The sequence below is a fragment of the Erwinia sp. E602 genome (genome assembly GCF_018141005.1).
In the GTDB taxonomy this organism is placed as follows: domain Bacteria; phylum Pseudomonadota; class Gammaproteobacteria; order Enterobacterales; family Enterobacteriaceae; genus Erwinia.
This window is the reverse complement of record NZ_CP046582.1, coordinates 1757200-1783344: the sequence shown is the minus strand read 5'-3', so window position 1 is coordinate 1783344 and position 26145 is coordinate 1757200. Positions and strand designations below refer to the sequence as shown.

The following is a 26145-nucleotide window of genomic DNA, read 5'->3' as shown; positions in this document are numbered from 1 at the left end:
GCGTCAGACAACCGCCCTGAAGGCGTTACCATTTGTAGTCAACTGACGCAATTACCGAGCGACCGGTGCCGTAGAAGCAGGCGGAGTCACCGCTGCAGGAGGCCACATAATGCTTGTCACTGAGGTTCTGCACGTTGAGCTGCAGCGTGGCGCCGCGCAGTGAAGGCACCGCTTTACCCAGTTCATACTGCGCCATCGCGTCATACAACGTGTAGTGCGGTACGGTGTAAACCCCGTCGTCGCTGCCCGGCGCGGTACCGGTATAGCGCACGCCTGCACCCAGGGTAAGGCCGTCCAGCGGGCCGTTGAGGACGCTGTAGCTGCCCCAGGCCGAAGCCGCATGGCGCGGGATTGCCGCCGGGCTGTGGCCGACCTGCGAGGCATCCACCGACTCTTTGGTGACCACGGCGGTGTAGGTATAGGCGGCGGTCAGCTTTACCTCAGGAACCGGCTGCGCGTGCAGTTCGGTTTCCACGCCTTTCGAACGTACCTTACCGATCTGGCGGTAGTAGCTGGTAGCGAGCGCGCTGTCCCAGTAGAAGTCGGCGACGTTCTTCTGCTCAATATCAAACAGCGAGACGGTGATCATCGCATCACTGCCGGTGGGCTGATACTTAACGCCGATCTCCGCCTGCTTACCGGTGGTCGGCTTCAGCGGGCCGCTGCCCGGTCTGGCGTTCTCCAGCACCGGTTCGAACGAGGTACTGTAGCTGACGTACGGTGAAACGCCGGAGTCAAAGGCGTACAGCAGGCCGGTGCGGTAAGTGAACTTGCTGTCGTTAACGGTTTTATCGGTGCCGCCGCTGGTGCGGTCCCACAGACGCCCCTGCGACCAGTCGTTACGACCGGAGATCAGCAGGTTAAATCTGTTCCACTCCAGCTGATCCTGCAGATAGACGCCCACCTGATTCAGGGTTTTCTGCGTGTCCAGCGAGGTGTAGAACGCGCTCTCATTGACGTCAATATCAACCGGATTGCTCCAGTCGGTGTAGTCGGCATCCTGACGGGTAATCCGCGTGTTCACGTGGCTGTAGCGGTAATCCACCCCACCCAGCACCGTATGCTGCACGTCGCCGGTGGCAAACAGCCCTTTCAGATGGTTATCCACCCCCACTTCGTTGGTCAGCGCGGTTTCATGCTGCGGGCGGCGGCCGATGGTATGGTCGTTGGCATCATCGTTGAAGGTATAAACGATATATTTATAGTCTTCATCGCGGTGGGTGTAGCGCAGGTTCTGCTGGAAGGAGAGCGCCTCGTTAAAGCTGTGATCCAGCTCGTAGCCGATCGACAGCTGCCTGCGGTGCGATTTGTAATACTCTGGATCGTTGGCGTTGACGTTGTAGTCATACGGGATATACCCGACGCTGGTCGGCAGCAGCGTGCCCAGCGCCGGCAGGAAGTTACGCGACCCGGCGTTCGGTTCATACTGGTAGCTGGTCAGCAGCGTGAAGCTGGTGTCTTCATTTGGCAGCCAGGTGATGGCCGGGGCGATGGCGATGCGCTGCTGCTTATTGCCCTTCACCTCTTCATGCTTAATGCTGCCGATGCCGTTCAGACGGTAGAACAGCGTATTGTCATCATTTAAGCGCCCGCCAAAATCAAACGCCGCCTCGCCCAGGTGATGATTGCCGGTGCTGAGCTTCACTTCATGAATGCTCTCCGCCGTCGGTCGTTTGCTGGTCATCACCAGCAGCCCGCCCGGGCTGACCTGGCCATAGAGCACTGAGGCCGGGCCGTGCACCATCTCCACCCGCTCCAGCAGCCACGGATCGAACTGCCCTGCGCCACCGTTTTCGCTGGAAAGACCAAAGTGCAGGCCGTCCAGCAGCTTCGGCGCGTAGCGGAAGCCGCGGCTGATCACCTCATCGTTGCGGTTGGAGTTACCGCGATAGTTGGTGACCACGCCGCTGCTGTATCTCAGTGCGTCGGCAACCGAGGCCGGCCGCTGGTCGTCCATCTGCTCGCGGGTGACCACCGAGATCGCCTGCGGGGTTTTGCGCAGCGGAGTGGCGCTTTTGGTGCCGGCAGCGCTCTCTTTCGCCACAATACCGCCGGACGGCGCGGTGACGCTTTCGCCAGCCTCAGCGGTTACGGTCAGCGTTGCGTCCGCCGCGGCCACGGCATGGATGGCGGGCAACAGCAGCAGCGAGGACGCCAGCAGCAGGCGCACTCCGCAGGCCTCAGCGGGAAGGGTTATAGCGGATTTTGCCGGTTTATTTTGTTCAGTCTTCATCGTTATCCCTGTCTTACGACAGCCTTGCTAAATAAACACCAGAGAAGGCCGGTCGCCCTTTTTTAGGCGCGATCCGGCGAACATGGGTAACCCTTCGCCCCAGCAGGGTGGGTTACTTTTATTGCTGCGCGAAAAAAGCCTTACACCCACAGGAGTTAGCACCATTATCAGCAGCGCGAACGCATATTATTGCAAATGTAAATAGTTCTCAATACTATTCAGATTAGCATTATTATATTTGTCGATGCCGATGCAGATAACCTGTCGACATCTCACTGTGAACTAAGGAAAAAATCGTGATAAACGCGAAGTCGCTGCTCCCTCACGCGCAGCCGCGCGGCTGTGCCGCCGGCTGGCTGGCCGCTGACCACGTCGGGGAAGAGGCCTGGTGGCGAGAACTGGCGCACTGCGGTACGCCGCTGATCGAAACAGCGGACGACGACGCGCTGCTGATAAGCTTTTTCTGGCGCGATCCGGCAGGCGATGAAACGCGTTCGCCGGTGCGTCAGGTCTATATCAGCATTAACTGCGTCACCGATCATCATCACCCACAGCCGCAGAGCCTGCACCGCCTGCCGGGCACCGACGTCTGGCACTGGTCAGTCACGGTCGACGCCCGCTGGCGCGGCAGCTATTGCCTGATCCCGGCGGGCAGCGCCCAGCTGCCGCCCGCCTTCAGCGGCGATGCCGCCGCGCGCGCGCATCAGCAGCGCGAATGGTGGATTTCGCTGTTCCCGTTTGCCATCGCCGATCCGCTTAACCCCCGTGCGCCGCACTACAGCAGCCAGCGCCATCCGCTCTCTGCCGCCCATATGCCGCGCGCGCAGGAGCAGTCGGCCTGGCATCAGCTGGACGCCGGTCAACCGGCGCTGGCCGACCCGCAGCGCCTGCACAGCTTCAGCTGGGAGAGCAAACTGCTGGGCAACCGACGCCGCATCTGGATCTACACCACCGGTACCAACCCGACCCCGGAGACGCGGCCGCTGGCAATCCTGCTTGACGGGCAGAACTGGGTGGAGGGGCAGCCGGCCTTTGCCGCGCTGGACTGCGCCACGGAGAGCGGCCAGCTGCCGCCGGCGGTCTGGCTGTTTGTTGACGCGATCACGATGCACCACCGCGAGCAGGAGCTGCCCTGTAACGCGGCGTTCTGGCAGGCGCTGCAGCAGGAGCTGCTGCCGCTGGTAAGGGAAAAGGTGTCGTTCAGCGGGCAGGCCGACCACACGGTGGTGGCCGGGCAGAGCTACGGCGGGCTGGCGGCGCTGTACGCCGGGCTGCACTGGCCGCAGCGCTTTGGTCGGGTGCTCAGCCAGTCCGGCTCATTCTGGTGGCCGGAAGTACGGCTGATTAAAGAGTTTAACGGCGATCTGAACGGGCAAACCGGCTGGCTGACCGCGCAGGTGCAAAGCGGCGCGCTGCCGCCGTCGCGGCTGAAGATCTTTATGGAGGCCGGCGACCGCGAAGGCGATATGGCGGCGCTCAGCCAGCAGATGCATGAAGCGCTGCAGCCGGGCGGTCACGCGATTTATTTTCGCATCTACGCCGGCGGCCACGATGGTTTGTGCTGGCGCGGCGGCCTGATCGACGGCATGCGCTGGCTGCTGGCCGACCTGACGATCGCCACAGATGAGCACGCCACTGATGCCTGATCGGCTACCGTAGCGGCCTGATGCTCAGGTGCCGGACAGGGTCTGCCTGAGCGGTCACCCTGCGTCTGCACCCGTGATCCGCTGCCTGGCGCATAGCGTCTGACGGTCACCGATGCCCCTGGCCCCACCCGTTGCCCACACGGGCTGCGCGCTGCGGCCAGTTATCCGGGGCGGTGATAGCGCCCGCACGGGACGATCATCGGCGTGTGTGACACCGGATCGTCAACGATCACGCTCGCCATGCCAAACACCTGCTGCACCAGCGCGGCGCTGATAATCTCCGCCGGTTTGCCTTCCGCCACGATCGTGCCAGCGCGCATTACGATCAGATGGTCGGCGTAGCGGCAGGCCTGGTTGAGATCGTGCAGCACCGCCACCAGCGTGTGGCCGTGCTGCTGGTTCAGCTCGCGGAACAGATCCAGCAGCTCGATCTGATGGGCGATGTCCAGCCAGGTGGTGGGCTCATCCAGCAGCAGCAGCGGCGTCTGCTGCGCCAGCACCATCGCCACCCACACCCGCTGCCGCTGGCCGCCGGAGAGTTCGTCTACGCTGCGCTGCGCCAGATCGCTGACGTTAGTCGCCGCCATTGCCGCCTCGACCGCCTGGTGATCGGCCTCGCTCCACTGGCGCAGCAGGCTCTGATGCGGATAACGCCCGCGCGCCACCAGATCGGCGACGCTAATCCCCTCCGGCACGATAGCGTGCTGCGGCAGCAGGCCAAGCTGACGCGCCAGCGCTTTGGTCTCCATCTGGTGAATATCCTGACCGTCCAGCAGCACCTGGCCGCTGCGCGGTCTGAGCAGGCGGCACAGCGAGCGCAGCAGCGTTGACTTGCCGCAGGCGTTCGGCCCGATAATCACCGTGAACTTGCGGTCCGGGATCTGCACGCTGAGGTCGCGGGCGATCACCTTCTGTTCATAGGCCAGCGTCAGGCCGGTGGCCTGCAGGCGGGCTGAGATAGTATCCATCAACGTCGTGACTCCCTGATTAGTAATCCGATCAGATACAGGCCGCCGATGCTGACGGTGACGGCACCGACCGGCAGCTGTATCCCGTTAAATCCCTGCTGGGCGAGAGCGTCGGCCAGCAGCAGCAGCAGCGCGCCGGTGGTGGCCGCCGAGAACAGCGGCACGCCGGGCGCGGCGGTGAGCCGCCGAGAACAGCGGCACGCCGGGCGCGGCGGTGAGCCGCCGGGCGATCTGCGGCGCGGCCAGCGCGATAAAGGCAATCGGCCCGGCGGTGGCGGTGGCAACGGCGGTGAGCACGATCGCACCAAACATCAGCTGCAGGCGGCTGCGCCCGGTGTTGATGCCCAGCGCGCGGGCGCTGTCGTCCCCCATCTCCATCAGCTGCAGGCGGCGGCCCGCCAGCAGCACCGCGACCAGCGTCAGCGGCACCACCAGCAGCGCCGGCTGCCCTTTTGCCCAGGTCAGGCCGTTCAGCGTGCCTGCGCCCCACAGCGCGGCACTCATCGCCTTCTCCAGCGAAGCGCTGATAATCAGCCAGGTGTTGAGCGCCGACAGCACCGCACCAACGCCGATGCCGACGATAATCAGGCGAAATCCGGCGATGCCCTGCCGCCAGGCCAGCAGCCAGACCAGCGCGGCGGCGGCAATGCCGCCCAGCAGCGCGCCGAAGGCGGTCTGATAAAAGCCGCCGTTAAACAGCACGATCGCCACCAGCGCGCCGGTGTAAGCACCGGTATTAAAGCCGATCACGTCCGGGCTGCCGAGCGGGTTGCGGATCGCCGACTGGAAAATCGCGCCGCTGACGCCCAGCGCGGCACCGAGCACCAGCGCCAGCACCACCCGCGGCGCGCGCCACTGGGTAATCACCGTCACCACTCCGCGCGGCCCTTCGCCCTGCAGCGCCTGCCACAGCTGGCCCGGCGTCACCGTCAGCGTACCGTGCGCCAGGGCAAACAGCCCGGTCAGCAGCGCCAGCAGCAGCAGAATTAAGTTAACCCACAGTACCCGCCGCGACAGCCGCAGGCTGAGCGGGCCGCCGCGCCGGCCGATCAACACAACAGAATCAGACATCGGCGGCTCCTGACGATTTTTGACGGCGTACCAGCCAGATCAGCACCGGTGCGCCAAACAGCGCGGTGACCACCGAAACCCGCAGCTCGCCGCTGACCATCAGCCGCCCGGCGATATCCGCCGTCAACAGCAGGATCGGCGCCAGCAGCAGCGACCCGACTAATATCCAGCGCTGATCCGGCCCGGCCCAGCGCCGGGCAATGTGCGGCACCATCAGCCCGATAAAGGCGATCGGGCCGACCAGCGCGGTGGCCGATCCACAGAGCAGCGTCACCGCCAGCAGCGCCAGCAGGCGCACCGCAATCACCCGGGTGCCCAGCGCCGCCGCCAGCTCTTCGCCCATGCTTAGCGCATTCAGCGATCGCGGCGTGGCCAGCGCCAGCAGCAGGCCGACGATAATCGCCGGCGCCACCAGCAACAGGTTGTCCACCGAGCGAATATCCAGCGTGCCGGCCTGCCAGAAGCGCAGCTGGTCATAGGTTTGCGGGTTAAGCAGCGAGACCGATGAAGTGAAACCGTTAAGCACCGCGGTCAGCGCCACCCCGGCCAGCGTCAGCCGCACCGGACTGACCCGCCCGCCGCCGAGCGAGCCGATCAGCCATACCGCCACGCTGGCCAGCAGCGCGCCGGCCCACGCCAGCCCCAGCCAGCCCGCCATGCCGCTGACGTTAAACAGCGTGATGCCCAGTACCATGGCAAAGCTGGCCCCGGCGTTAACGCCGAGGATGCCCGGATCGGCCAGCGGGTTGCGGGTCAGCGCCTGGATCACCGCCCCTGCCCCGCCCAGCGCCAGGCCGACCAGCAGCCCGGCCAGGGTACGCGGCAGCCGCGCCTCAATAATCAGGGTAGCGTCCGCGCTGTGCAGCTGGCCGCTCAGGCTGTGCCAGACCACCGCCGGCGCGATGCTTTTCGCACCGATAAACAGGCTGGCGATGCTGACCAGCAGCAGCACCAGCAGTGCCAGGGCGATCGCGGGTAGCCGCGATCGCGAGGCGCGGTCGGGCGCAGAAGATCCGCTCAGGATTGCAGGGCTCACGGCGTTTTAAAGCGCTGTTCAATGCGCTCCAGCAGGTTGCTGGCGCTGTAGTAATCCAGCCTGAAGGTGTCCGGCCCGAACGCCCATACCCGCTTCGCCATCACCGGCGGCAGCGCTGCCAGGAACGGGTTGCTCAATACCTTAGCCACCGTGTCGTCGTCGGTGGCAAACAGCAGCACTGACTGACCCGTTATTCCCGCCGCCATCGTTTCGCCCGAGAGCTGGATAATATCGTTGCGCCTGCCCATGCTGCTGCCGCCATGCACCTCCGCCGGCGGCATTGCCAGGCTGAAGCCCAGTTCAGTGAGCAGCTTGCCCTGCGCCGAGGCCGGGGTCCACAGGTTGACCCCGCGCCCGTCCTCATAATAAACCAGCGCCGACACCGGCTGCGGCGGCAGGGTAATCGCCTGTTTCACCCGCTGCACGCGCTGCGCAAAGCGCTCGCTGACCCGTTTTGCATCGGTCTCATGGCCGGTGGCCGCACCCAGCTCCGCCGCCAGCTGCTGCCAGCTTTTATCGCCGTAGTCGACCACCAGCACCGGCGCTATCGCCGCCAGCTGCTCCTGCAGTTTCACCGCCGAATCGCCGCCGGTCGCCGCAATGACGATCAGATCCGGTGCCGCAGCGGCGATGGCCTCCGCATTCGGTTCACTGACATAGAGCGGCTGCAGGCCGCGTTCGGATGCCACCTGGCTGCACTGGGTGAAAAAGCCGCGATCGTCGGCCACCGACGTCCTGCGCGCGGTCGCCCCCGATCCCACCAGCGGCGCGTTAATTGCCAGCAGCGTGCCGGTCAGCGTCACGCTGGTTGAGACGATGCGCTGGGGTTGCTGCTGCAGGGTTAATGGCCCCTGCGGCGTTTGCAGGGTACGCGGCCAGCCGCTGGCTGACGGCTGAGCGTTGTTTTGCTGAGGTGCAGCCTGAGCCTGGTCGTTGCCTTTCTGCATCGCGGCCTGCGGCGGTTCCACGTGATGATCATCCGTGGCTGACGCCGTCGCTGAATCAGAGTGCGCTTGCGCAGCTGGCGCGGTGGTGTTTGGATCCGATTGCGTATTATCGCAGCCGCTAACGGCAAGAACGAGCAGTAGCGAGGTGAAGGTCATCGCGCGGCGCAGAGCGGAAGAGGAGAAATTCATGGCGATCAACTGACTGAAAATGAGTCTTATTATCATACCTGCAGACGCAGTGAAATCAAACGCTTTGCACTGCAGCCACGCAGTTGTCCTTTCCCATTTCCATTCCCCTGGCTACCCTTTTCGCCCGCGTCCTCCCTGTTGGCTGTTGCGTTGCTGTCTTAAGGGCGTAGCTTCCTGCTCTCGTGGTGGGTTCAGCTGATGCGTTGCTGTATTAAAGGCGCAGCTTTCTGTTCTGGTGGTGGGTTCGGCTGATGCGTTGCTGTATTAAAGGCGTAGCTTCCTGTTCTGGTGGTGGGTTCGGCTGTTGCGTTGCTGTCTTAAAGGCGCAGCTTTCTGTTCTGGTGGTGGGTTCGGCTGTTGCGTTGCTGTCTTAAAGGCGCAGCTTTCTGTTCTGGTGGTGGGTTCGGCTGTTGCGTTGTTGTATTAAAGGCGCAGCTTTCTGTTCTGGTGATGGGTTCGGCCGTGGGCGAAAAGAACGCCGGGACGCTGCAAGTACGTCCATGTAAGCTCGGGCGGCGCTCCCTGCGCCGCACGCCCGGCTAACCTTTTCGCCCGCGTCCTCCCTGTGAGCTGTTGTGTTGCTGTCTTAAAGGCGTAGCTTCCTGCTCTGGTGGTGGGTTCGGCTGTTGCGTTACTGTCTTAAAGGCGCAGCTTTCTGTTCTGGTGGTGGGTTCGGCTGATGCGTTGCTGTATTAAAGGCGTAGCTTCCTGTTCTGGTGGTGGGTTCGGCCGCAGGCGAAAAGAACGCCGGGACGCTGCAAGTACGTCCCTGTAAGCTCGGGCGGCGCTCCCTGCGCCGCACGCCCGGCTAACCTTTTCGCCCGCGTCCTCCCTGTGAGCTATTGTGTTGCTGCCTTAAAGGCGTAGCTTTTGGTGTCGGACTGGGCTTGGGGTTGGGCTTGGGGTTGGGCTTGGGGTTGGGCTTGGGGTTGGGGTTGGGCTTGGGGTTGGGCAGGATACCGAAGATTAAGTAGTGGAAGCTGTCTGATTTGGTCTGATTTAGTTTGATTTGGTTTATTTGATTTTTTTTTGTCTGGTTTTAAAACAGCGACGCAGAAAATAGCAGGCAATCGGGGTTTATCCGGATAAGCGGACCTTCGGGCACACGGACGTGCCCGGCAGAGCCCAGGGACGTCACTGGCGTGTCCGCGTTCCGGATAAACCCCGATTAGCCAGGTACCGAAACCCGCAGCGACCAGCGGCCCAAAAGCCACCCCCCGATTAACCAGGCACCGGAACCCGCAGCGACCAGCGGCCCAAAAGCCACACCCCGATTAGCCGGGCACCTGAACCCGAAGCGATCCGGCCCAAAAGCCACACTCCGATTAGTCAGGCACCTGAACCCGAAGCGACCCGGCCCAAAAGCCACGCCCCGATTAGCCGGGCCCCAAAATCTGAAGCGACCAGCAACCCTGTTTCGCTCTGATTAGACGTTAATCCAGCGCCCTTCAGTCGCCGATACGGCGATCGCTTCCAGCACCTTCGACACCTGCAGCCCTTCGGCGAAGTCTGGCCACATGCGGTCACCGGCCGCAATACCGTTAATCAGATCGCGAACTTCCACGGTCTTCTGATCGTTAAAGCCGATACCGTGCCCGGCAGAGATGCAGAAATTGGCATAATCCGGGTGCGCCGGGCCGGTAAGAATAGTTTTAAAGCCCTGACGGCCGGCGGGCTCATCGTGGATATACAGCTCCAGCTCCGCCATCCGCTCCTGAGTATAACGAAGCGTACCTTTGGTGCCGGTGACCACGTAGGTCAGCCCCATCTTGCTGCCGCAGGCGATACGTGAGGTTTCAATCACGCCGTGCGCGCCGTTGTCAAAACGCAGCAGCGCGCTGGCCTGATCTTCGTTCTCCACGTCGCGCAGCACCGCCGGGTTCTTCGGATCCGGGCGCTGTTTGATCACCGTCATCATATCGCCGCTCACCTGGTCGATATTGCCCACCAGATAGTGCGCCATATTGACGATATGGGCCGCCAGGTCGCCCAGCGCGCCGAGACCGGCCAGCGCCTTCTGGCAGTGCCAGTCCAGCGGTGTGGACGGATTGGCCAGATAATCTTCATTGTGGGTGCCATAGAAGTGCACCACCTCACCGATCTCACCGCGGGCAATGATCTCTTTCGCCAGCTGGCTGGTCGGGTTCTTCATATAGTTAAAGCCGACCAGCGTTTTCACTCCGGCCTGCTGTGCAGCACGCACCATCTCTTCGGCGTCCGCCACGTCCAGCGCCAGCGGCTTTTCAGAATAGACGTGCTTGCCGTGACGAATCGCTTCCAGCGCCATCTCTTTATGCAGGAAATTCGGCGCGCAAATGTCGACCACGTCGATGTCTGGATCGGCCACCAGCTCACGCCAGTCGCCGGTGGAACGGTTAAAGCCAAAGGCCTCCGCCTTTTCCCGCGCCAGCTCCGGGGTAACTTCCGCCACCATCTCGCGCACCAGCTCGCCTTTCAGGTTAAACACCGTCGGTGCCTGAGCGTAAGCAATGGCGTGGCAACGTCCGATATAGCCGGTGCCGATCAATCCGATTCTGACTTTTTGCATGGTGGGTCCTTAAGCGTAGGGGTTACAAAAATGAAATAAACGTGCAACTGGGATGGAATGTATATTCCGTTTATCGCCAACTCAAACTGAAAAGAGAGTAATCGTGATCGCGCTTGCGAAAAAACCTGCAACAGCACTGCAACGCGTGCTACAGGCTGCCAGACAAGGCGCAAAACGCAGATAAAAAGTCTGAAAAGCACAAAACCACGACAAAATGATGATTAATTCAGCAGTTGAACTAAATTCTCAGATCAGGCTTTGACATCCCCCCCACACCCCGATAATATCCGCCCCGTTCACACGATTCCTCTGTAGTTCAGTCGGTAGAACGGCGGACTGTTAATCCGTATGTCACTGGTTCGAGTCCAGTCAGAGGAGCCAAATTTGAAAACCCCGCTCAGGGAAACCTGAGCGGGGTTTTTGCTTTATCGGCATCACCTGCTAACTCCCGCTAGGCGGTTCGGTGCCCGATACCCGGCAGCCTGGTTTGCAGCTCCACGGGCAGAGATTCAGCTCATGTCTATTCTGCTATTCCCAATGGTTGTGACGTAGCACCCAAAGCATATTCGGTGACCACGATCCAGGTCGATCGGGGGCGGCGGCGGGATGATGTGGTCGCCGTGATGGAGCGGCTCAGGCAGACTGGAGATCGCCTGCTCAGCTAACGTCGCTCAGCCATCTCTCTCCTCCGCCCGGCACATGGCTTAACAGCTGCCGCGTGTACGCCGCCTGCGGGTCGGTAAATAACGTCTCCGCACTGCCCTGCTCGACCACCCGCCCGCGCTGCATCACCACCACGTAGTCGGAGATTTGCCGGATCACCGCCAGGTCGTGGGAGATCAGCAGATAGCTCAGCCCCAGCTCGCGCTGCAGGCGGTCCAGCAGGGTCAGGATCTGCGACTGCACCGCGGCGTCCAGCGCCGATACCGGTTCATCCAGCACCACCAGCTCCGGCGCAATGGCCAGCGCACGGGCGATCGCCACCCGCTGCCGCTGGCCGCCGGATAGCGCCCCCGGCCGGGATGCCAGCAGGCGCTGCGGCAGCTCTACGCTGTCCATCAGCTCTGCGGCGCGCGCGCGGCGGCTGCGGCGGTCGCCGATCCGAAACGCCTCCAGCGGCTCGGTGATAATCTCTTCCAGAGTCAGTTTTGGGTTCAGCGACGCATAGGGGTTCTGATAAACCACCTGCACCCGACGGCGAAACGCGTGGCGCTCGGCGCGCGAGGGGTGGCTGACGTCCTGACCGTCGAATTCTATCCGCCCGGCATCCGCCGTTTCCAGCCCGAGCAGCAGGCGCACGGTGGTCGACTTGCCCGAACCGGACTCGCCCACCAGGCTGGTGGTGGTGCCGCGCAGCAGCGGAAAGGAGACGCCGTCGACGGCGGTAAACAGCCCGCGACCGCCCTGTGCCGGGAACCGTTTCACCAGCCCTTCGGCGCGCAGCAGCACCTGTTGCGTCTTAACCGCCCGGCGCGGCGGCACGGCGAAGAAGGCCGGCGAGGCCTGCAGCAGCTGGCGGGTGTAAGGGTGGCGCGGCTGGGTAAACAGCGCGGCGGCCGGGCCGCTCTCCACCACCTTACCCTGCTGCATCACCAGCACCCGGTCGGCACGCTCCAGCGCCACCTGCAGGTCGTGGGTGATCAGCAGCAGGGCAATGCCCCTGCCGCGCACCATCTCATCCAGTGCATCCAGCACCTGCTTCTGCACGCTGACGTCCAGCGCGCTGGTCGGCTCATCGGCGATTATCAGCTTAGGGTGGTGGCTCATCGCCATCGCCAGCAGCACGCGCTGGCGCATGCCGCCGGAGAGCTGGTGCGGATAGCTGTGCAGCACCCGCTGCGCGTCGCTCAGCCCGACCTCGGCCAGCAGGCTTTCCACCCGCAGCGCCGCCTGATTTTTCGGCACGCCGTGCAGGGTCAGCGCCTCGCGCATCTGCGTGCCGATGGTCTGGATCGGGTTCAGCGCCTGCGCCGGGTCCTGCGGCACAAAGCCAATCTCCAGCCCGCGCAGCCGCTGCCACTGCCGCTGGCTGGCGTTTTCCAGCGGCTGGCCGCCGAGGGTTATCGCGCCGCTCACCCGGCGGGCGCTTCTGCCCAGCAGGCCCACCAGCGCCGAGGCGGTGGTGGATTTTCCCGAGCCGGAGCCGCCGACGATCGCCAGCACCTCGCCGGCGGCGATCTGCAGGTCAAGGCCGTCGACGGCGCGCAGCGTCTGGCCGTCCGCCAGCGCATAGTCAATGCTCAGCTGTTCAACCTTCAGCAGCGCTGGCTGATTAATCTGTTGCAGGGTCTGGCTCATCGTTCCTCCGCCTGGTCCTGAATAAAGCCCGCCACCCGGTTGGTGGCCAGTACCGCCAGCACGATCATCAGCCCCGGCAGCGTGGTGTACCACCAGGCGGCGGCAATGTAGTTGCGCCCTTCGGCGACCAGCAGCCCCCACTCCGGCTGCGGCGGCGGTGCGCCAAAGCCAAGGAAGCTCAGCGACGACACCGACAGCAGGGCGAAGCCCAGCTCCAGCGCGGCCAGCGACAGCACCGGTGCCAGCGCGTGCGGGATAATGTGGCGGCGGATTATGGTCAGATGGCTGACGCCGCCGGCCCGCGCCGCCTCGACAAACAGGTTCACCTTGCTGCGCAGCACTTCGCCGCGCGCCAGGCGGGCAAAGGTCGCCACCGACGACAGCCCGACGGCTACGGCGATATTCAGCGTGCCGAAGCCGAGCACGGTGACGATGGCCATCGCCAGCAGCAGGCTGGGAATGGCCATCAGCACGTCAATCGCCCGCATAAACAGGCGATCGGTGCGGCCGCCAGCGTAACCGGCGGTCACCCCGATACCGGCCCCGGCCAGCAGCGCAATCGCCACCGAAAACAGCGTCGCCTGCAGGGTCAGCGCGGTACCAGACACCGTGCGGCTGTAAATGTCGCGGCCTAAATGGTCGGTGCCAAACCAGTGGGCGGCGGAGGGCGGCTGCAGCGCCTGCTGCGGCACCCCGACCAGCGGGTCCTGCCCGGCGAAGAGGCCGGGAGCGATGCCCCACAGCGCCACCAGCAGCAGCACCAGCAGGCTCAGCCACAGCGTGACGGCCAGCCGCCGCCGGCTGCTCAGTCGGCGTTCGCCGGGTAAGATCAGGCTCATCGTGCCCCTCCGGCCGAAGCGTGGCTAATCCGCGGGTCTAGCAGCGGATAGAGCAGATCGACGATAAAGTTGACCAGCACAAAGATCGCCGCGGCGGTCAGCACCACCCCCTGCACCAGCGGAATATCCTGGGTGGAGACCGCGCCCTGCGCCAGCCGCCCGACGCCTTCGCGCGAGAAGATAGTTTCGGTGATCACCGCGCCGGCCAGCAGGTGGCCGAAGATCATCCCGGTCAGCGTCAGCAGCGGGATCGCCGCGTTGGGCAGCACGTGCCGCCACAGAAGGTGCGCCGTGCCCGCCCCCTTCAGCCGCAGCGCGTCGATAAACGGCCTGCGCCACACTTCACTCAGCGAACGATTTAATACCTGTGCCAGCGTTGCCGCCGTCGGCAGCGCCAGCGTTATCGCGGGTAACACCAGCGACCGCCAGCCCTGATTGCCCATCGCCGGAAACCACGCGTTGCTGAAGGAGAAGGCCTGCAGCAGCAGCAGCCCGAGCCAGAAGGTCGGCAACGCCGCCCCCAGCGACGGCAGCGCCAGCAGCGCCGCCTTCAGCCGACCGGCCGGCAGTACGCTGATCCCCGCCGCCAGCCCGCCGCCAAGCGGCAGCGCCAGCACCAGCGCACACAGCGCCAGCAGCAGGGTCGGCGGCAGCGCCTGTAACAGCAGCGCGGTGACCGGCTTACCGATGACGATCGAGCTGCCCAGATCGCCGTGCAGCAGGTCCCACAGCGACCAGGCATACTGCAGATAAAACGGCTGGTCGAGGTGGTACTGCGCCTTCAGCGCGTTCAGCTGGGCAATATCCACCGTGCTCTGCTCGCCCTGGTTCAGCATGATGGTGACCGGATCGGACGGCAGGATATAGAGGATAAAGAAGGTCAGCGTATACGCCGCCCACAGCACCGCCAGGCTCATCAGCACCCGCTTTAGCAGCCAGTGGAGCTGCGGGCGCGGCGCACGGCTGACCACAGAAGGATCCGGCGGTGCCGTCTGTGCACTGTTCTCACTCATCGGTTAATACTCCTCGATTGTCACCGCTCGGTTCTCACCAGTCTCTGGCATTTATCGGTGCTTACCCTCGGTTTTCACCGATCGGTTCTCACCGTTCTCAGACACTTATCGGTTATCTCCCACCCTTCCCCGTTCCCGCGTTACCGCCCCGGTTCAGGATTTTGGTGCCAGCCAGGCGTCGTACAGCTGGAAGCGTGACGACGCGTCAAAACGGAATCCGTGCACGTTGCTGCCGGTGGCGACCACCGTCGACAGTTCGACCAGCGGAATAGCGTCACCGTCGGCGATCAGCCCGCGCGCGGCTTCACTAATCAGCGCCTGGCGCTGCTGCGTATCCAGCGTCTGGCTGGACTGGTACAGCGCGGTATCGATGGCGTTCGCGGCACGTTTATTGACGTTGCGCCCGCCCGGGCTGGCGTCAAACACCGTGCGCAGCACGTCCGGATCGGAACGCGTCAGGTTGTAAAACTCGGCGACCAGGCTGCCGCTGGCCTGGCGGGCCACCACCTGGGCAATCGGCGTCTTCTCCAGCTGCATCTCAATGCCGGCCAGCTTCAGCTGCTGCTGCACCAGTTCAATAAAGGGAGCCGACTGCCAGTAGCTGACGGTAAAGCTCAGCCGCTGGCCGTCCTTAACCCGAATGCCGTCAGCGCCGGCCTGCCAGCCGCCCTGCTCCAGCAGCGCCTTCGCCGCAGGCAGATCCGCCTTCAGCTGGCCGCTGAGGTCCTCGTACAGCGGAGTGGTTTTCGCCAGCACCGAGCTGGCCGGTGACTGGTAGCGCGACAGGATCGGCTGCAGCGCGGCGCGGTCGATGGCCAGGTTAAGCGCCTGACGCACGTTTTTATCCGCCATCAGCGCCTTTGACTGGTTAGGGAACAGGCTGTAGACCACCCCGGGGTTGGCGCGGGCGATAATCGGCAGATCTTTCGCCAGGATCAGCGGCTCATCCTGCGGCGTGACGCCGGCGTTGAGATCCAGCTGGCCCGAGACCAGGCTGCCGAAGCGCACGCCGGACTCCGGGATCACCCGGTACTCGATCGCTTCCAGGTAGCTTTCACCCTGGTGCTGCGCCAGCGACGACGGCCACTGATAGCCGCTGCGACGGGTGAGGTCCACCTTCTGGTTGTGCACAAAGGCGGAGACGACAAAAGGCCCGGTGCCGATCAGTTCGCCCTGGCAGCGCGCTTCCGCCGACGCCTGCACCGTTTTACTGGCGAAAAAGCCGAGGCTCATGGTCGAGGTCGCCTGCAGGAACTGGGCGTTGGGCTGGGCAAACACTACGGTGACGTGCTGCGCGTCCGGGGTTTCCACGCCGGTCAGCCCCTTCAGATAGGTGGAGCCGAGCGAAGCGCGGGCACCTAACGCCACGATGGCCTGCAGGTTCTCCTTCACCGAGGCGGAGGTAAACGGCGTGCCGTCGCTGAAGGTCACGCCGTCGCGCAGGGTAAAGGTGAAGCGGCGGTTATCGTCGCTGACCTGCCAGGCGCTGGCCAGCCAGGGAACGATTTTGCCGCTCTGCGGGTCCTGATCGGTCAGCGAGTCGGTGATCTGCCGGCCGACGTTGAGCGAGTTGTTGTTGCCGGCCTGCTGCGGATCGAGGCAGTTAGGGTCGGTATCAATGGCGAGGGTCAGTTTGCCGCCGGAGACCGGCGTCAGCGGTTTTGCATCCGCCGTGCTGGCCGCATCCGGCTGGTCGCAGGCGCTGAGCGCCCCGGCAAACAGCAGCGGCAGCGCGAGGCGGCGCAGCCGGAACGAGTGAAACAGTGAAGCGTAACGATGGCCTTGTTGCACGTCCCTATCCTTTTATTTTTTAACCAGAGTTTTCTGGATAGTTCCATAAAAGGCGATGAGCGCTAAATATCAATACTTCCTATCCTCTGCCACGGTGCGGATATACCCTCAGGCGATCGGCGGCGGCGATTGGCATGTTTATCAGCGCTGCGCTGATGCACTTCGGCATCTCGTCCGGTTCCGGTGAATCTGCGCTGCTGATCCCGATCTTCTCACCGCTCGGTGACAACCCTGACCTGACACGTCAGGTTATGGTGCAGACGGTGCTGCTGGGTGAAGGCATTGTGAACTGCATCAGCCCCACCTCCGGGGTGCTGATGGCGGTGCTGGCCACCGCCGGTATTCCGTTCGGCAAGTGGCTGCGCTTTGTCGGCCCGGTCGTGGCGGTGTGGTTTGTTATCTGCATCGTGATGCTGAGCATTGGGTCCAGGCTGGCGGAAGTTAGCTCAGCCCCTGAATTCCCTCTTCCAGCAGGCGGATCTGCAACAGCGTCTGCTGGTCGCTGACCAGCTTTGGCTGCCCGTGGATCAGCGTGTCGTACAGGGCGTCGTAATAGCGCGCGTAGTCGCCGCGCTCAGAGACCACCTTCTGTTCGTGGAATACGCCCTGCTCGTCCACCCAGCTCAGCACGCCGTACTCTTCCGGCGTATCAAGGCCAAACCCGGGCTGATGCGGCAGATAAAACAGCTTCAGGTGCTCCTCCTGACGATCTTTTTTGTGCTTAACAAACGTGCCTTTGCTGCCGTAAACCACAAAGCTCGGGCGCTCTTTAACCCGGAAATAGCTGGATTTCACCGACACCTTCAGGCTGCGGTAATAGAGATCGACATCAAAATAGTCGTTCATTCGCCCCGGCCCCAGCAGCTGGCGCACGTCGTAGTGCACGCGGTCCGGCTCGCCAAACCAGGCGATCACCTGATCGAGGGTGTGGCAGCCGTGGCCATACAGGTAAGAGTCGATCTGGCTGAAGTGCGTGACCGACTGCGGCACCTCCGGGCGGAAGTAGTCGTAGTGCATCTCCAGCTCCAGCAGCTCGCCGAGCACGCCGGAGTCGATCACCCTGCGGGTGGTCAGGTAGTCGCTGTCGAAGCGGCGGTTCTGATAGCACTGGATCATCAGCCCGCGCTCTGCCGCCAGCGCAAACAGCCGTTCGGCTTCGGCCAGCGTGGCGGTAAAGGGTTTCTCCACCACGCAGTGTTTGCCGGCCAGCAGCACCTGTTCTGCCAGCGAAAAGTGGCTGGCGGAAGGGGTAGTGATCACCACCAGCTGGACCGCCGGGTCGCCCAGCAGCAGTTGCAGGTCGTCGGTGTAGTCAACCCCGGCCTGGCGCGGCCACTCACCGGCGGTTAACCGGCGGGCGTAAATGGTTTTCACGGCGATCTTATCGGCCCGCGTCAGCACAAACGGCAGATGATAGCGGTTGGTGCTTTTGCCGTTGCCGATAAAGCCAATGGTCAGTTTCTCTGTCATGCTCATGATACCGCTCCCGCTTCGTCGGCCGGGAAGACGATCCCCTGCTGCCGGCGGCCCTCTTCCATCACCTCGGCCACCTGGCGGCTGACGGTGAGCATTTTTTCTGCGCTAGCAAAATCGCGGCCGTCGATGATGCGGGCAAACTCCCGGAACTCATACAGCAGGCGGTGTTCCCCGTCGGTAAAGTCGTAGTGTTCGCTGCTGCCATCGTGACGGATCAGATCAAAGCTGACCGCCTGGCTGACCGGAAGCGTCAGGCTGATGCTGGCCTTTTCGCCCTGCAGCACCGACACGGTCGGGGCCTGGCAGTCTTTGGCCCCGATGCACACGCACTTAAAGCTGCCGTAGTCGAGGATCATCACGCCGCTGGTATCGATACCGCGCTGAATATTGGCCTGATAGCTGACCGCCTGCGGCTTGCCAAACAGGCCGATGGCGAAGTGGACGTTGTAGATATTGATATCCATCAGCGCGCCGCCCGACTTCTGCGGGTCAAAGGCCGCGTGTACCTCGCCGGCCTGGAACGCCGCGTAGCGCGAGGAGTACTGGCTGTAGTTGAGGCTGACCAGCCGCAGCTCGCCCAGCGCCGGCAGCGACTCACGCAGCGCGCGGTAGCTGGGCAGCGCATGCACGTTCATCGCTTCCAGCACCATCAGCTGCTTTTCTGCCGCCAGCGCGCTCAGCGCCGCCAGCTCGGTGGCGTTGCTGGTGATCGGTTTTTCGATGATCAGGTGTTTACCGGCCTGCAGCGCCTGGCGGGCGAAGGTAAAGTGCAGGTGGTTTGGCAGGGCGATATAGACCGTATCCACGTCGCTGGCCAGCAGCTCTGCGTAGTCGTAAAACACCGCGCCGATGCCGTACGTTGCCGCCAGCTGCTCCGCGTGCGCGCGGCTGCGAACGGTGGCCAGCAGCGACAGGGATTCAATCTCTACCTTATGCAGGGTGGTCAGCAGGTCCTGCACCATCTTACCCGTTCCAAGAATGGCTAATTTCATGATACCCCTCGTTAATGTTCTGATTCTGCCTCAGGGCAGCGGGCCGCTATCAGCCTCTGCGGCCAGCCCTCCGGCGGCCACAATCCCGCGCCCTGAGATCGCAATCGCTTATTAATAGCATAAAAACGCGCATAATAAAGCAAAATCACTTACAATCACTTAAGCGATATGCCATTTTATGGCAACGGGTGCGTCAGCGGTTGGCGTAACGCACCTGCCCCTTAAGCGTAACTGACGGACGTGATATGACCCAGGATGAGCGGCTGATTGAGCTGGAACAACGGATAAAGCGCCAGGGCAAGGTGACGCTGGAGGAGATCTGCCAGCAGTACGGTATCTCGACCGATTCCGCGCGGCGCGATCTGGTCAGGCTGAGCCACAACCCGCAGATTATGCGCATACGCGGTGGGGCGATTCTGGCCGAAACGCGGGTGGGCGTGCCCTTTGTTAACCGCCCGCAGTTTGACGAGACGAAGCAGCGCCTGGCGCAGGGGGCGGTACAGACCATCGCCAGCAACGAGATCCTGTTTATCGACGCCGGTACCACTTCGGTCGCCCTCGCCCGCCAGCTGACCCTGCCCGCGACGGTGATCACCAACTCGCCGGAGGTGCTGAACGAGGCGATCGGCAAGCCGTACGTCGCCATTACCGTGCTCGGCGGCAGCCTCGACGCCCACTCGCACGCCATCCTCGGCAGCACCACCGTGGCGCAGATCCGCCAGTATCACGCCGATCGGGCGATTATCGGCGTCAGCGCGCTGTCGGCCGCCGGCATCACCACCGAAACCGAAGCCGACGCGCAGCTTAAGCTGGCGATGGCGCAGCAGGCACGCAAGGTGGTGTGCATCACCGCGTTTGAGAAATTCAATACGCAGCTGATGCACCAGTCGTGCGGCTGGGCGGATATCGATCAGATCGTCACCGACCGCACGCCGCCGCAGACTATTCTGGCGCTGATTGAGCGGTTTGAGATTGAGTTGCTGGTGGTGGATAAAGACTCATTTTGATCAAAAAACAGACAGCTGCGTTCATAAATAAATAATTTTCAAACTGGCCAGGGCATTAACCCCTGCGCCACGCTTAGCCCATCTTTAAAAAACATCAAGGCACCTTCGGTAAATACAGGATAAATAATTAATTAAAGCCTTGTCAGACGACGCCGATAACCCAGAACTGTATTTTTTAACTTTACATCAGGGTTTATATGACTATCACACAACGTTTGTTGTTGGCATTTTTTCTGCTGGCATTATCCCTTTTCTCACTGGTTGCCGTTTCACTCTCGGTGATCTCGGGTTTTCAGTCGCGCTTTGAATTTGTCCAGGCGAATGCGATACCCAGTATCAAAGATCTGAACAAATCAATCAGTGCGACCAATCAGCTGGGCATTGCGCTGTACCGCCATCAGACGGCGACTAACAACGCCGACAAGACCGCCGCCGAGCAGAGGATCAACGGCCTGATGGACACGTTGAAATCGCTTACCGATTATTACATGGCGAACGACATCTCCAGCGATGAGGATAAGATGATGACCGAGCAGGCATTCGCGAATATCGATGCCGTTCGTGCAGCCCTGCCTGCTTTTTTAACCGCTTCCGCCAGCAATAACAATGATGCGGTTTCTCTGGACCTGCTCAAAGGGGAGAATGGCGTGGGTGCAGCCACCAGAAAAATGGAGTCAGCATTTACCAGGCAGATTGATTTAAATATTAAAATTGGTGATGAATTAAGAGTCATAAATAAGCGGATCTACTCGCAAACGTTTTGGATCATGACCGGTGTTTCGCTCGCCGTCATTCTGCTGCTTGGTCTGTTTTCTGTCCGAATCATCCTTGGCATTAAGCGCAGCCTGAACAGTATGCAAAACACCATGACCGAGGTCAGTAATACACTTGACCTGACGCGAGTGGCTTCCGTGCTGAGAAATGATGAAATCGGGCAAACCGCCACGGCGTTCAACAACCTGCTTAAAAAGGTTTCGACAACCCTGGTGTCGGTGAACCATGCGGCACAGTCTGTCAGCACGGGCTCTACCCAGATCGCCGCAGGTAATGAAGATCTGTCTTCACGCACCGAGCAGCAGGCAGCGTCGCTGGAGCAGACTGCCGCCAGCATGGCCACCTTAAGCGATACCGTCAGGCAGAACGCAGAGGGTGCGGTCCAGGCCAGCACGCTGGCGAATAATGCGAACGATCTCTCCCGGCAGAACGGCAATGCCGTCAGTCAGATGCTGGAAACCATGTCCGATATTCGCGGCAGCTCAGCAAAAATTTCTGAAATCACCGGGCTGATTGAAGGAATTTCATTCCAGACCAATATCCTGGCGCTTAACGCGGCGGTTGAGGCCGCACGCGCAGGTGAGCACGGCAGAGGGTTTGCGGTGGTGGCTTCTGAGGTGCGTAACCTGGCACAGCGCTCTTCTTCTGCCGCGCGCGAGATCAAGGACCTGATTTCAGTTTCCGTTTCACAGGTCGAGCAGGGACTGGAACAGGCAACGCAGGTTGGCGGCAATACAGAAAATGTCAGCACGGCGATTCAGCAGGTGGCCGATCTGGTTAATGAAATTGCTGCAGCAACCTCTGAACAGAGTAAAGGCATTGAGCAGGTTCATCAGGCCATCGGGCAGATGGATGAAGTCACACAACAGAACGCCTCGCTGGTGGAAGAAGCGTCCGCGGCATCAAAATCCCTGCAGGAGCAGTCGGAAACCCTTTCCGAACTGGTCTCCACGTTTACCCTGGAAGAGGATACTACCCGTGCCGTGCCACGGACTCAGGCCCCGCTTAGCCGAACGTCTCAGGCTCCAAAAAAACCCCATTTGCCTGCCGCAGACGCGAGTAAAGTAAACTGGGAAAGCTTTTAAGTTTTTGCGCCCCGGCACCTGAGAACACACCTGTCACAAGCGCTGGTACGTCAGCGCTTGTGATGTACTCATACTGAAATCTCCGCCATTGTGGGAAATGTGAGTCGGGGTGCCTCTCAGGGACGTTCAGCTGACATATCAGAGATTTCATCTACCCCGTCTGCAAAGGGTGGTCAGTCCACTTATCCCGGCGCTAACGGATAGATTACTCCGCTCCATTACTTAACAGGAGACTCGAATGTCACTGATTTCACAGCGCGTTGCGTCCGCCAGAAATGGCACTAACGATAAAGTTATCTGTCGTATGCCGTCCGGTTGGGCGGTGATGGGTGATGTTCAGTTCCTGACCGGTTACTGCCTGCTGTTGCCTGACCCGGTGGTGCCGGCTCTCAACGATCTGGATACAGCAGCCCGGCAACAGTATCTGCTGGATATGGCTCTACTGGGAGATGCCATGTTAGCGGCAACAGGGGCGTTGCGGATTAACTATGAAATTCTGGGCAACTCTGAACCGGAACTGCACTGCCATCTCTTCCCGCGCTATGCGTCTGAACCGGAACAGAAGCGCAGAATGCCGGTCTGGTTTTATGACTGGAAAACGGCTCCCCCTTACAGGGAAGATCAACACGGCGCGCTGAAGCATAAGATTGCCACTTTGTTGGGTGATGCGCTTCTCAGCAGATGCCCACAGAATCAACCCCGTTGAATTAACATTTTAAATATCGTATAACAACCGCCTCCGAGGGGTGTCCTGTGATGGGCTGAGATGGCAGCAATGCCGAACCCTTTGAACCTGATCTGGGTCATGCCAGCGAAGGGACGGGTCGACACCACAGCACCAGACTGCCTGTTCAGCGCGCCATTACGCCCGGATCTCCATACACTGACTGGAGGTCCTATGTACTATAATTCCGCTTCTCCTATTGATTTCAGCCACGGGCTGTTTGGCCGCCTGCGCGCCGCAACCAACGCCGACTGGCAGCACTACGTTAACCATCCGTTTGTGCAGCAGCTGGGCGCGGGCACCCTGCCCCACGAGGCGTTTCGCCGCTATCTGACCCAGGACTATCTGTTCCTCGTCCACTTCGCCCGCGCCTATGCGCTGCTGGTCAGCAAGTTCCATACGCTGCCGGAGATGCGTGCCGCCACCGCTTCGCTGAACGGCATCGTCGGCGAACTGCCGCTGCACGTCGGCTACTGCGAGAGCTGGGGGCTGAACGAAGCGCAGATGGCCGCCGAGCCGGAAGCGATGGAGACCATCAACTACACCCGCTACGTGCTGGATATCGGCCACTCAGGCGACGCGCTGGATCTGCTGGCGGCGCTGCTGCCCTGCGTGGCCGGTTACGCCGAGATTGGCCTGACACTGTTACGCAGCCCGGCCACGGTGCTGGAGGGCAATCCTTACGCCTCGTGGATCGCCAACTACGGCGACAGCGGCTATCACGCCAGCGTGCGCGCCTCGATCGATCTGCTGGAGCAGGCTGGCCGCGATCGCGGTGCCGAAAGCCGCTATGCCCGGCTGACGGAGATTTTCGCCACCGCCACCCGGCTGGAGTCGGCCTTCTGGCAGATGGGGCTGAACGCCGTTGGCCAGGCGGAACGCAGATAATGTCACAGCCGTTAACCACCCCGCCGCCCGGCATTCAGGTTCGCGACCTCAGCCTGCGGTTTGGCGCACGTACCATCTTTGAGCGGCTGAGTTTTGATATCACCGGCGGCAGCTTTGTTGCGCTGCTGGGGGCCAGCGGTGCCGGTAAGACCAGCCTGCTGAAGATACTTGCCGGGCTGGAGAACGCCAGTAGCGGCACGGTGAGCGGCAGCGACGGCCAGCCGATTGCGGGGCGCATCGCCTGGATGGGCCAGCAGGACCTGCTGTATCCGTGGCTCAGCGTGTTGCAGAACATCACTCTCGGCCCGCGCCTGCGCGGCGAGCGGCCGGATATGTCGCGGGCGCAGCTGCTGCTGGAACAGGTAGGGCTCGGCGGCCACGGCGACGATCTGCCCGCGGTGCTCTCCGGCGGCATGCGCCAGCGCGCCGCCATCGCCCGCACACTGTATGAGGATCGGCCGGTGGTGCTGATGGATGAGCCGTTTTCGGCGCTGGATGCGATTACCCGCGCCAGCATTCAGACGCTGGCGGCCACGCTGCTGGCCGGGCGCACGGTGCTGCTGATCACCCACGATCCGCAGGAGGCCTGCCGACTCAGCCACCGCCTGCTGGTGCTGCACCGCCATCCAGGCGGCATTGATGACGGCCACACTATCGCCGGGCTGCCGCCGCGCGCACCGGATAACGCCGATCTGCTGAGAAGCCAGGGCGAGCTGATGCGCCAGCTGTCGGGGGAAGCCGAATGATGCTCCATGAACGACGCCCTACCCGCTGGCTGACCGGAGAAGCCGAATGATGCCCCGTGAACGACGCATTACCCGCTGGGTGACCGGTGAAAACAGAATGATGCACCGCGACAGCCGTTTTACCCGCTGGCGGCGTGGGCTGACGGTGTTTGCCGGGCTGCTGCTGCTGTGGTGGGGAGTCACTACCTTTGGCGCGATCCCGGCCTTTCTGCTGCCCTCGCCCGCCGCCGTGGCGCTGGCGCTGTGGACCGGCCGCGACTATCTCGCCTGGCACACGCTGATTACCGCCTCGGAGGTGTTTTCCGGGCTGATCCTCGGCGTGCTGTTCGGCGCGCTGCTGGCACTGGCGATGATCGGCTCACCGCGCCTGCAGCGCTGGCTGATGCCGCTGGTGCTGACCAGCCAGGCGATCCCGGTGTTTGCCCTCGCCCCGCTGCTGGTGCTGTGGTTCGGCTTTGGCATGAGCGCCAAGGTGGCGATGGCGGTGCTGGTGATCTTCTTCCCGGTCACGTCGGCGTTCTTCGACGGCCTGCGGCGGGTGGACAGCGGCTGGCTGGATCTGGCACGCACGCTGGGCGCGTCGCCCCGGGCTCAGCTGCGCCACGTGCGGCTGATGGCGGCGCTGCCCGCCTTCGGCACCGGCCTGCGCATGGCCGCCGCCGTGGCCCCGATCGGCGCGATTATCGGCGAATGGGTCGGCTCCGCCGAGGGGCTGGGCTACGTGATGATCAACGCCAACGCCCGTATGCAGCCGGAGCAGTGCTTTGCCGCGCTGTTTATCCTGATTTTAATGACCGTTTCACTCTGGATAGCGGTGGATGCGCTGCTGCGGCGGCTGATCCGCTGGGCACCGGACAGCCGCTGATTAACAACGATAATAAGGGTTTACCATGCTGAAAAAGAACGCCTGCGCGCTGCTGTTAAGCGCCCTCTGCACCACCCCGGCGCTGGCCGCCGAAAAGGTCACGCTGATGCTCGACTGGTACGTGAATCCGGACCACGCGCCGATCCTGGTGGCCGAACAGATCGGTGCCTTTAAGGCCGAAGGGCTGGACGTTACGATCGTGCCACCGTCCGATCCGTCGCTGCCGCCGCGTCTGGTGGCGGCAAAGAAAGCCGACCTGGCGATCACCTATCAGCCGCAGCTGCACTACTTTGCCGATCGGAACCTGCCGCTGGTGCGCGTCGGTACGCTGGTCAACACGCCGCTGAACACGGTGATGACGCTGGATAAAAGCATCACCACCCCCGCCGGGCTGAAGGGAAAAACCGTTGGCTTCTCGGTGAGCGGCATTGAGGACGCCACCCTGAACACCATGCTGAAGCATGAAGGGGTAGCCACCACCGACGTTAAAATGATCAACGTTAACTTCCAGCTCTCCGGCGCGCTGCTGGCGGGCCAGGTGGATGCGGTGATCGGCGGCTATCGCAATATCGAAGCGCTGGAGCTGCAGCTGCAGGGCAGGAAGCCGGTGGTGTTTAACGTGGAAGATTACGGCACCCCGGCCTACGACGAGCTGATTATCGTCGCCAACCGCGACGACGTGGCCGCGCCGAAGGTGAAGAAATTCCTCGCCGCGCTGAAAAAAGGCGGCGAGTATCTGCAGGCGCACCCGGACGAGACCTGGAAAAAGTTTGCCGCCACCCATCCTGAACTGAACACCGAGCTGAACCGCCTGGCGTGGAAAAAGAGCCTGCCGCTGTTTGCCGCCGATCCGGCCCACCTGGATACCGCCCGTTACCAGGCCTACGAGCAGTTTATGTTCGACAATAAGCTGATTAAGAAAATCACCCCGGTGGAGCAGTACGCGGTAGAAATTAAATAATCGCGCTGCCGCAGTGAAAAAAGCTGTCCGAGGGAGATAATGAGAACT

Annotated in this window: 20 protein-coding genes, 1 tRNA gene, 1 pseudogene and 1 riboswitch; of the genes and pseudogenes, 10 read left to right on the top strand and 12 right to left on the bottom strand. The window is 62.2% G+C overall.

All coding sequences use genetic code 11. The features are described from left to right. Positions 1-25: 25 nt before the first annotated feature. The gene (locus tag GKQ23_RS09530) at positions 26-2233 is read right to left on the bottom strand and encodes a TonB-dependent siderophore receptor (RefSeq protein WP_212410593.1); all 2208 of its coding nucleotides are present in this window, start codon (positions 2231-2233) and stop codon (positions 26-28) included. Between the two features lie 296 nt (positions 2234-2529). On the opposite strand from GKQ23_RS09530, the gene fes reads away from it, so the two are divergent. After that, complete coding sequence (gene fes, locus GKQ23_RS09525) at positions 2530-3879, top strand: enterochelin esterase (protein WP_249168495.1); 1350 nt, start codon at positions 2530-2532, stop codon at positions 3877-3879. A gap of 161 nt (positions 3880-4040) precedes the next feature. Here fes and GKQ23_RS09520 read toward each other — a convergent pair whose 3' ends face one another. From GKQ23_RS09520 to GKQ23_RS09500, 5 genes and pseudogenes are all read right to left on the bottom strand, one after another. Next, positions 4041-4847, bottom strand: coding sequence for an ABC transporter ATP-binding protein (locus GKQ23_RS09520; protein ID WP_101506609.1), 807 nt, complete (start codon positions 4845-4847; stop codon positions 4041-4043). Beyond that, positions 4847-5918: pseudogene (gene fepG, locus GKQ23_RS09515) on the bottom strand (iron-enterobactin ABC transporter permease). The gene GKQ23_RS09520 and the pseudogene fepG overlap by 1 nt, the downstream one beginning before the upstream one ends. Next, entirely contained in the window at positions 5911-6954 is a 1044-nt protein-coding gene (gene fepD / locus GKQ23_RS09510) for a Fe(3+)-siderophore ABC transporter permease (RefSeq protein ID WP_101506607.1), read from the bottom strand. Before fepD ends, fepG begins: the two are co-directional and overlap by 8 nt. Further along, a complete protein-coding gene (fepB, locus tag GKQ23_RS09505) occupies positions 6951-7901 on the bottom strand; it encodes a Fe2+-enterobactin ABC transporter substrate-binding protein (protein ID WP_212411711.1) in 951 nt (316 codons plus the stop codon). Before fepB ends, fepD begins: the two co-directional genes overlap by 4 nt. A 1615-nt stretch (positions 7902-9516) precedes the next feature. Next, the gene (locus GKQ23_RS09500) at positions 9517-10638 is read right to left on the bottom strand and encodes a Gfo/Idh/MocA family protein (RefSeq protein ID WP_212410585.1); all 1122 of its coding nucleotides are present in this window, start codon (positions 10636-10638) and stop codon (positions 9517-9519) included. A gap of 305 nt (positions 10639-10943) precedes the next feature. Here GKQ23_RS09500 and GKQ23_RS09495 point away from each other — a divergent pair. Further along, positions 10944-11019: transfer RNA gene (locus GKQ23_RS09495), tRNA-Asn, on the top strand. Positions 11020-11295: 276 nt separating this feature from the next. On the opposite strand, the gene GKQ23_RS09490 is transcribed toward GKQ23_RS09495, so the two are convergent. The 4 genes from GKQ23_RS09490 to GKQ23_RS09475 form a co-directional block, all read right to left on the bottom strand. Further along, positions 11296-12936, bottom strand: a complete 1641-nt coding sequence (locus GKQ23_RS09490; protein ID WP_212410583.1) for an ABC transporter ATP-binding protein — start codon at positions 12934-12936, stop codon at positions 11296-11298. After that, positions 12933-13775: an ABC transporter permease gene (locus tag GKQ23_RS09485; protein ID WP_101506391.1), complete on the bottom strand. Its 843-nt coding sequence runs from the start codon at positions 13773-13775 to the stop codon at positions 12933-12935. Before GKQ23_RS09485 ends, GKQ23_RS09490 begins: the two co-directional genes overlap by 4 nt. Next, entirely contained in the window at positions 13772-14788 is a 1017-nt protein-coding gene (locus GKQ23_RS09480) for an ABC transporter permease (RefSeq protein ID WP_056233018.1), read from the bottom strand. Before GKQ23_RS09480 ends, GKQ23_RS09485 begins: the two co-directional genes overlap by 4 nt. A 153-nt stretch (positions 14789-14941) precedes the next feature. Next, positions 14942-16579, bottom strand: a complete 1638-nt coding sequence (locus tag GKQ23_RS09475; protein ID WP_233209022.1) for an ABC transporter substrate-binding protein — start codon at positions 16577-16579, stop codon at positions 14942-14944. Positions 16580-16713: 134 nt separating this feature from the next. Between GKQ23_RS09475 and GKQ23_RS09470 the strand changes: the two genes are divergently transcribed. After that, on the top strand, positions 16714-17085 hold the full coding sequence (locus tag GKQ23_RS09470; protein ID WP_249168494.1) for a hypothetical protein: 372 nt from the start codon (positions 16714-16716) through the stop codon (positions 17083-17085). Here GKQ23_RS09470 and GKQ23_RS09465 read toward each other — a convergent pair. Both GKQ23_RS09465 and GKQ23_RS09460 read right to left on the bottom strand, forming a co-directional pair. Then, positions 17021-18055, bottom strand: a complete 1035-nt coding sequence (locus tag GKQ23_RS09465) for a Gfo/Idh/MocA family oxidoreductase (protein ID WP_233209023.1) — start codon at positions 18053-18055, stop codon at positions 17021-17023. The two genes, GKQ23_RS09470 and GKQ23_RS09465, sit on opposite strands and share 65 nt — an antisense overlap. After that, positions 18052-19047: a Gfo/Idh/MocA family protein gene (locus tag GKQ23_RS09460; RefSeq protein ID WP_212410581.1), complete on the bottom strand. Its 996-nt coding sequence runs from the start codon at positions 19045-19047 to the stop codon at positions 18052-18054. Before GKQ23_RS09460 ends, GKQ23_RS09465 begins: the two co-directional genes overlap by 4 nt. Positions 19048-19292: 245 nt before the next feature. Here GKQ23_RS09460 and GKQ23_RS09455 point away from each other — a divergent pair, with 245 nt between their 5' ends. The 7 genes from GKQ23_RS09455 (at position 19293) to GKQ23_RS09425 (ending at position 26097) form a co-directional block, all read left to right on the top strand. Then, positions 19293-20054 carry a DeoR/GlpR family DNA-binding transcription regulator gene (locus GKQ23_RS09455; protein ID WP_101506394.1) on the top strand — a complete coding sequence of 254 codons (762 nt, stop codon included), beginning with the start codon at positions 19293-19295 and terminating at the stop codon, positions 20052-20054. Positions 20055-20251: 197 nt separating this feature from the next. Beyond that, a complete protein-coding gene (locus GKQ23_RS09450; RefSeq protein WP_212410579.1) occupies positions 20252-21913 on the top strand; it encodes a methyl-accepting chemotaxis protein in 1662 nt (553 codons plus the stop codon). A 238-nt stretch (positions 21914-22151) separates the two neighbouring features. Further along, the gene (locus GKQ23_RS09445) at positions 22152-22619 is read left to right on the top strand and encodes an HIT family protein (RefSeq protein ID WP_212410576.1); all 468 of its coding nucleotides are present in this window, start codon (positions 22152-22154) and stop codon (positions 22617-22619) included. A 26-nt stretch (positions 22620-22645) separates the two neighbouring features. Continuing rightward, a riboswitch (TPP riboswitch) is annotated at positions 22646-22750 on the top strand. Positions 22751-22811: 61 nt separating this feature from the next. Further along, on the top strand, positions 22812-23525 hold the full coding sequence (tenA, locus tag GKQ23_RS09440) for a thiaminase II (protein WP_212410574.1): 714 nt from the start codon (positions 22812-22814) through the stop codon (positions 23523-23525). Then, on the top strand, positions 23525-24271 hold the full coding sequence (locus GKQ23_RS09435; RefSeq protein WP_056233040.1) for an ABC transporter ATP-binding protein: 747 nt from the start codon (positions 23525-23527) through the stop codon (positions 24269-24271). The genes tenA and GKQ23_RS09435 overlap by 1 nt, the downstream gene beginning before the upstream one ends. Before the next feature lie 97 nt (positions 24272-24368). Then, positions 24369-25136, top strand: coding sequence for an ABC transporter permease (locus GKQ23_RS09430; protein WP_212411709.1), 768 nt, complete (start codon positions 24369-24371; stop codon positions 25134-25136). A gap of 25 nt (positions 25137-25161) precedes the next feature. Beyond that, on the top strand, positions 25162-26097 hold the full coding sequence (locus GKQ23_RS09425; RefSeq protein WP_056233042.1) for an ABC transporter substrate-binding protein: 936 nt from the start codon (positions 25162-25164) through the stop codon (positions 26095-26097). The last annotated feature ends 48 nt before the right edge of the window (positions 26098-26145 follow it).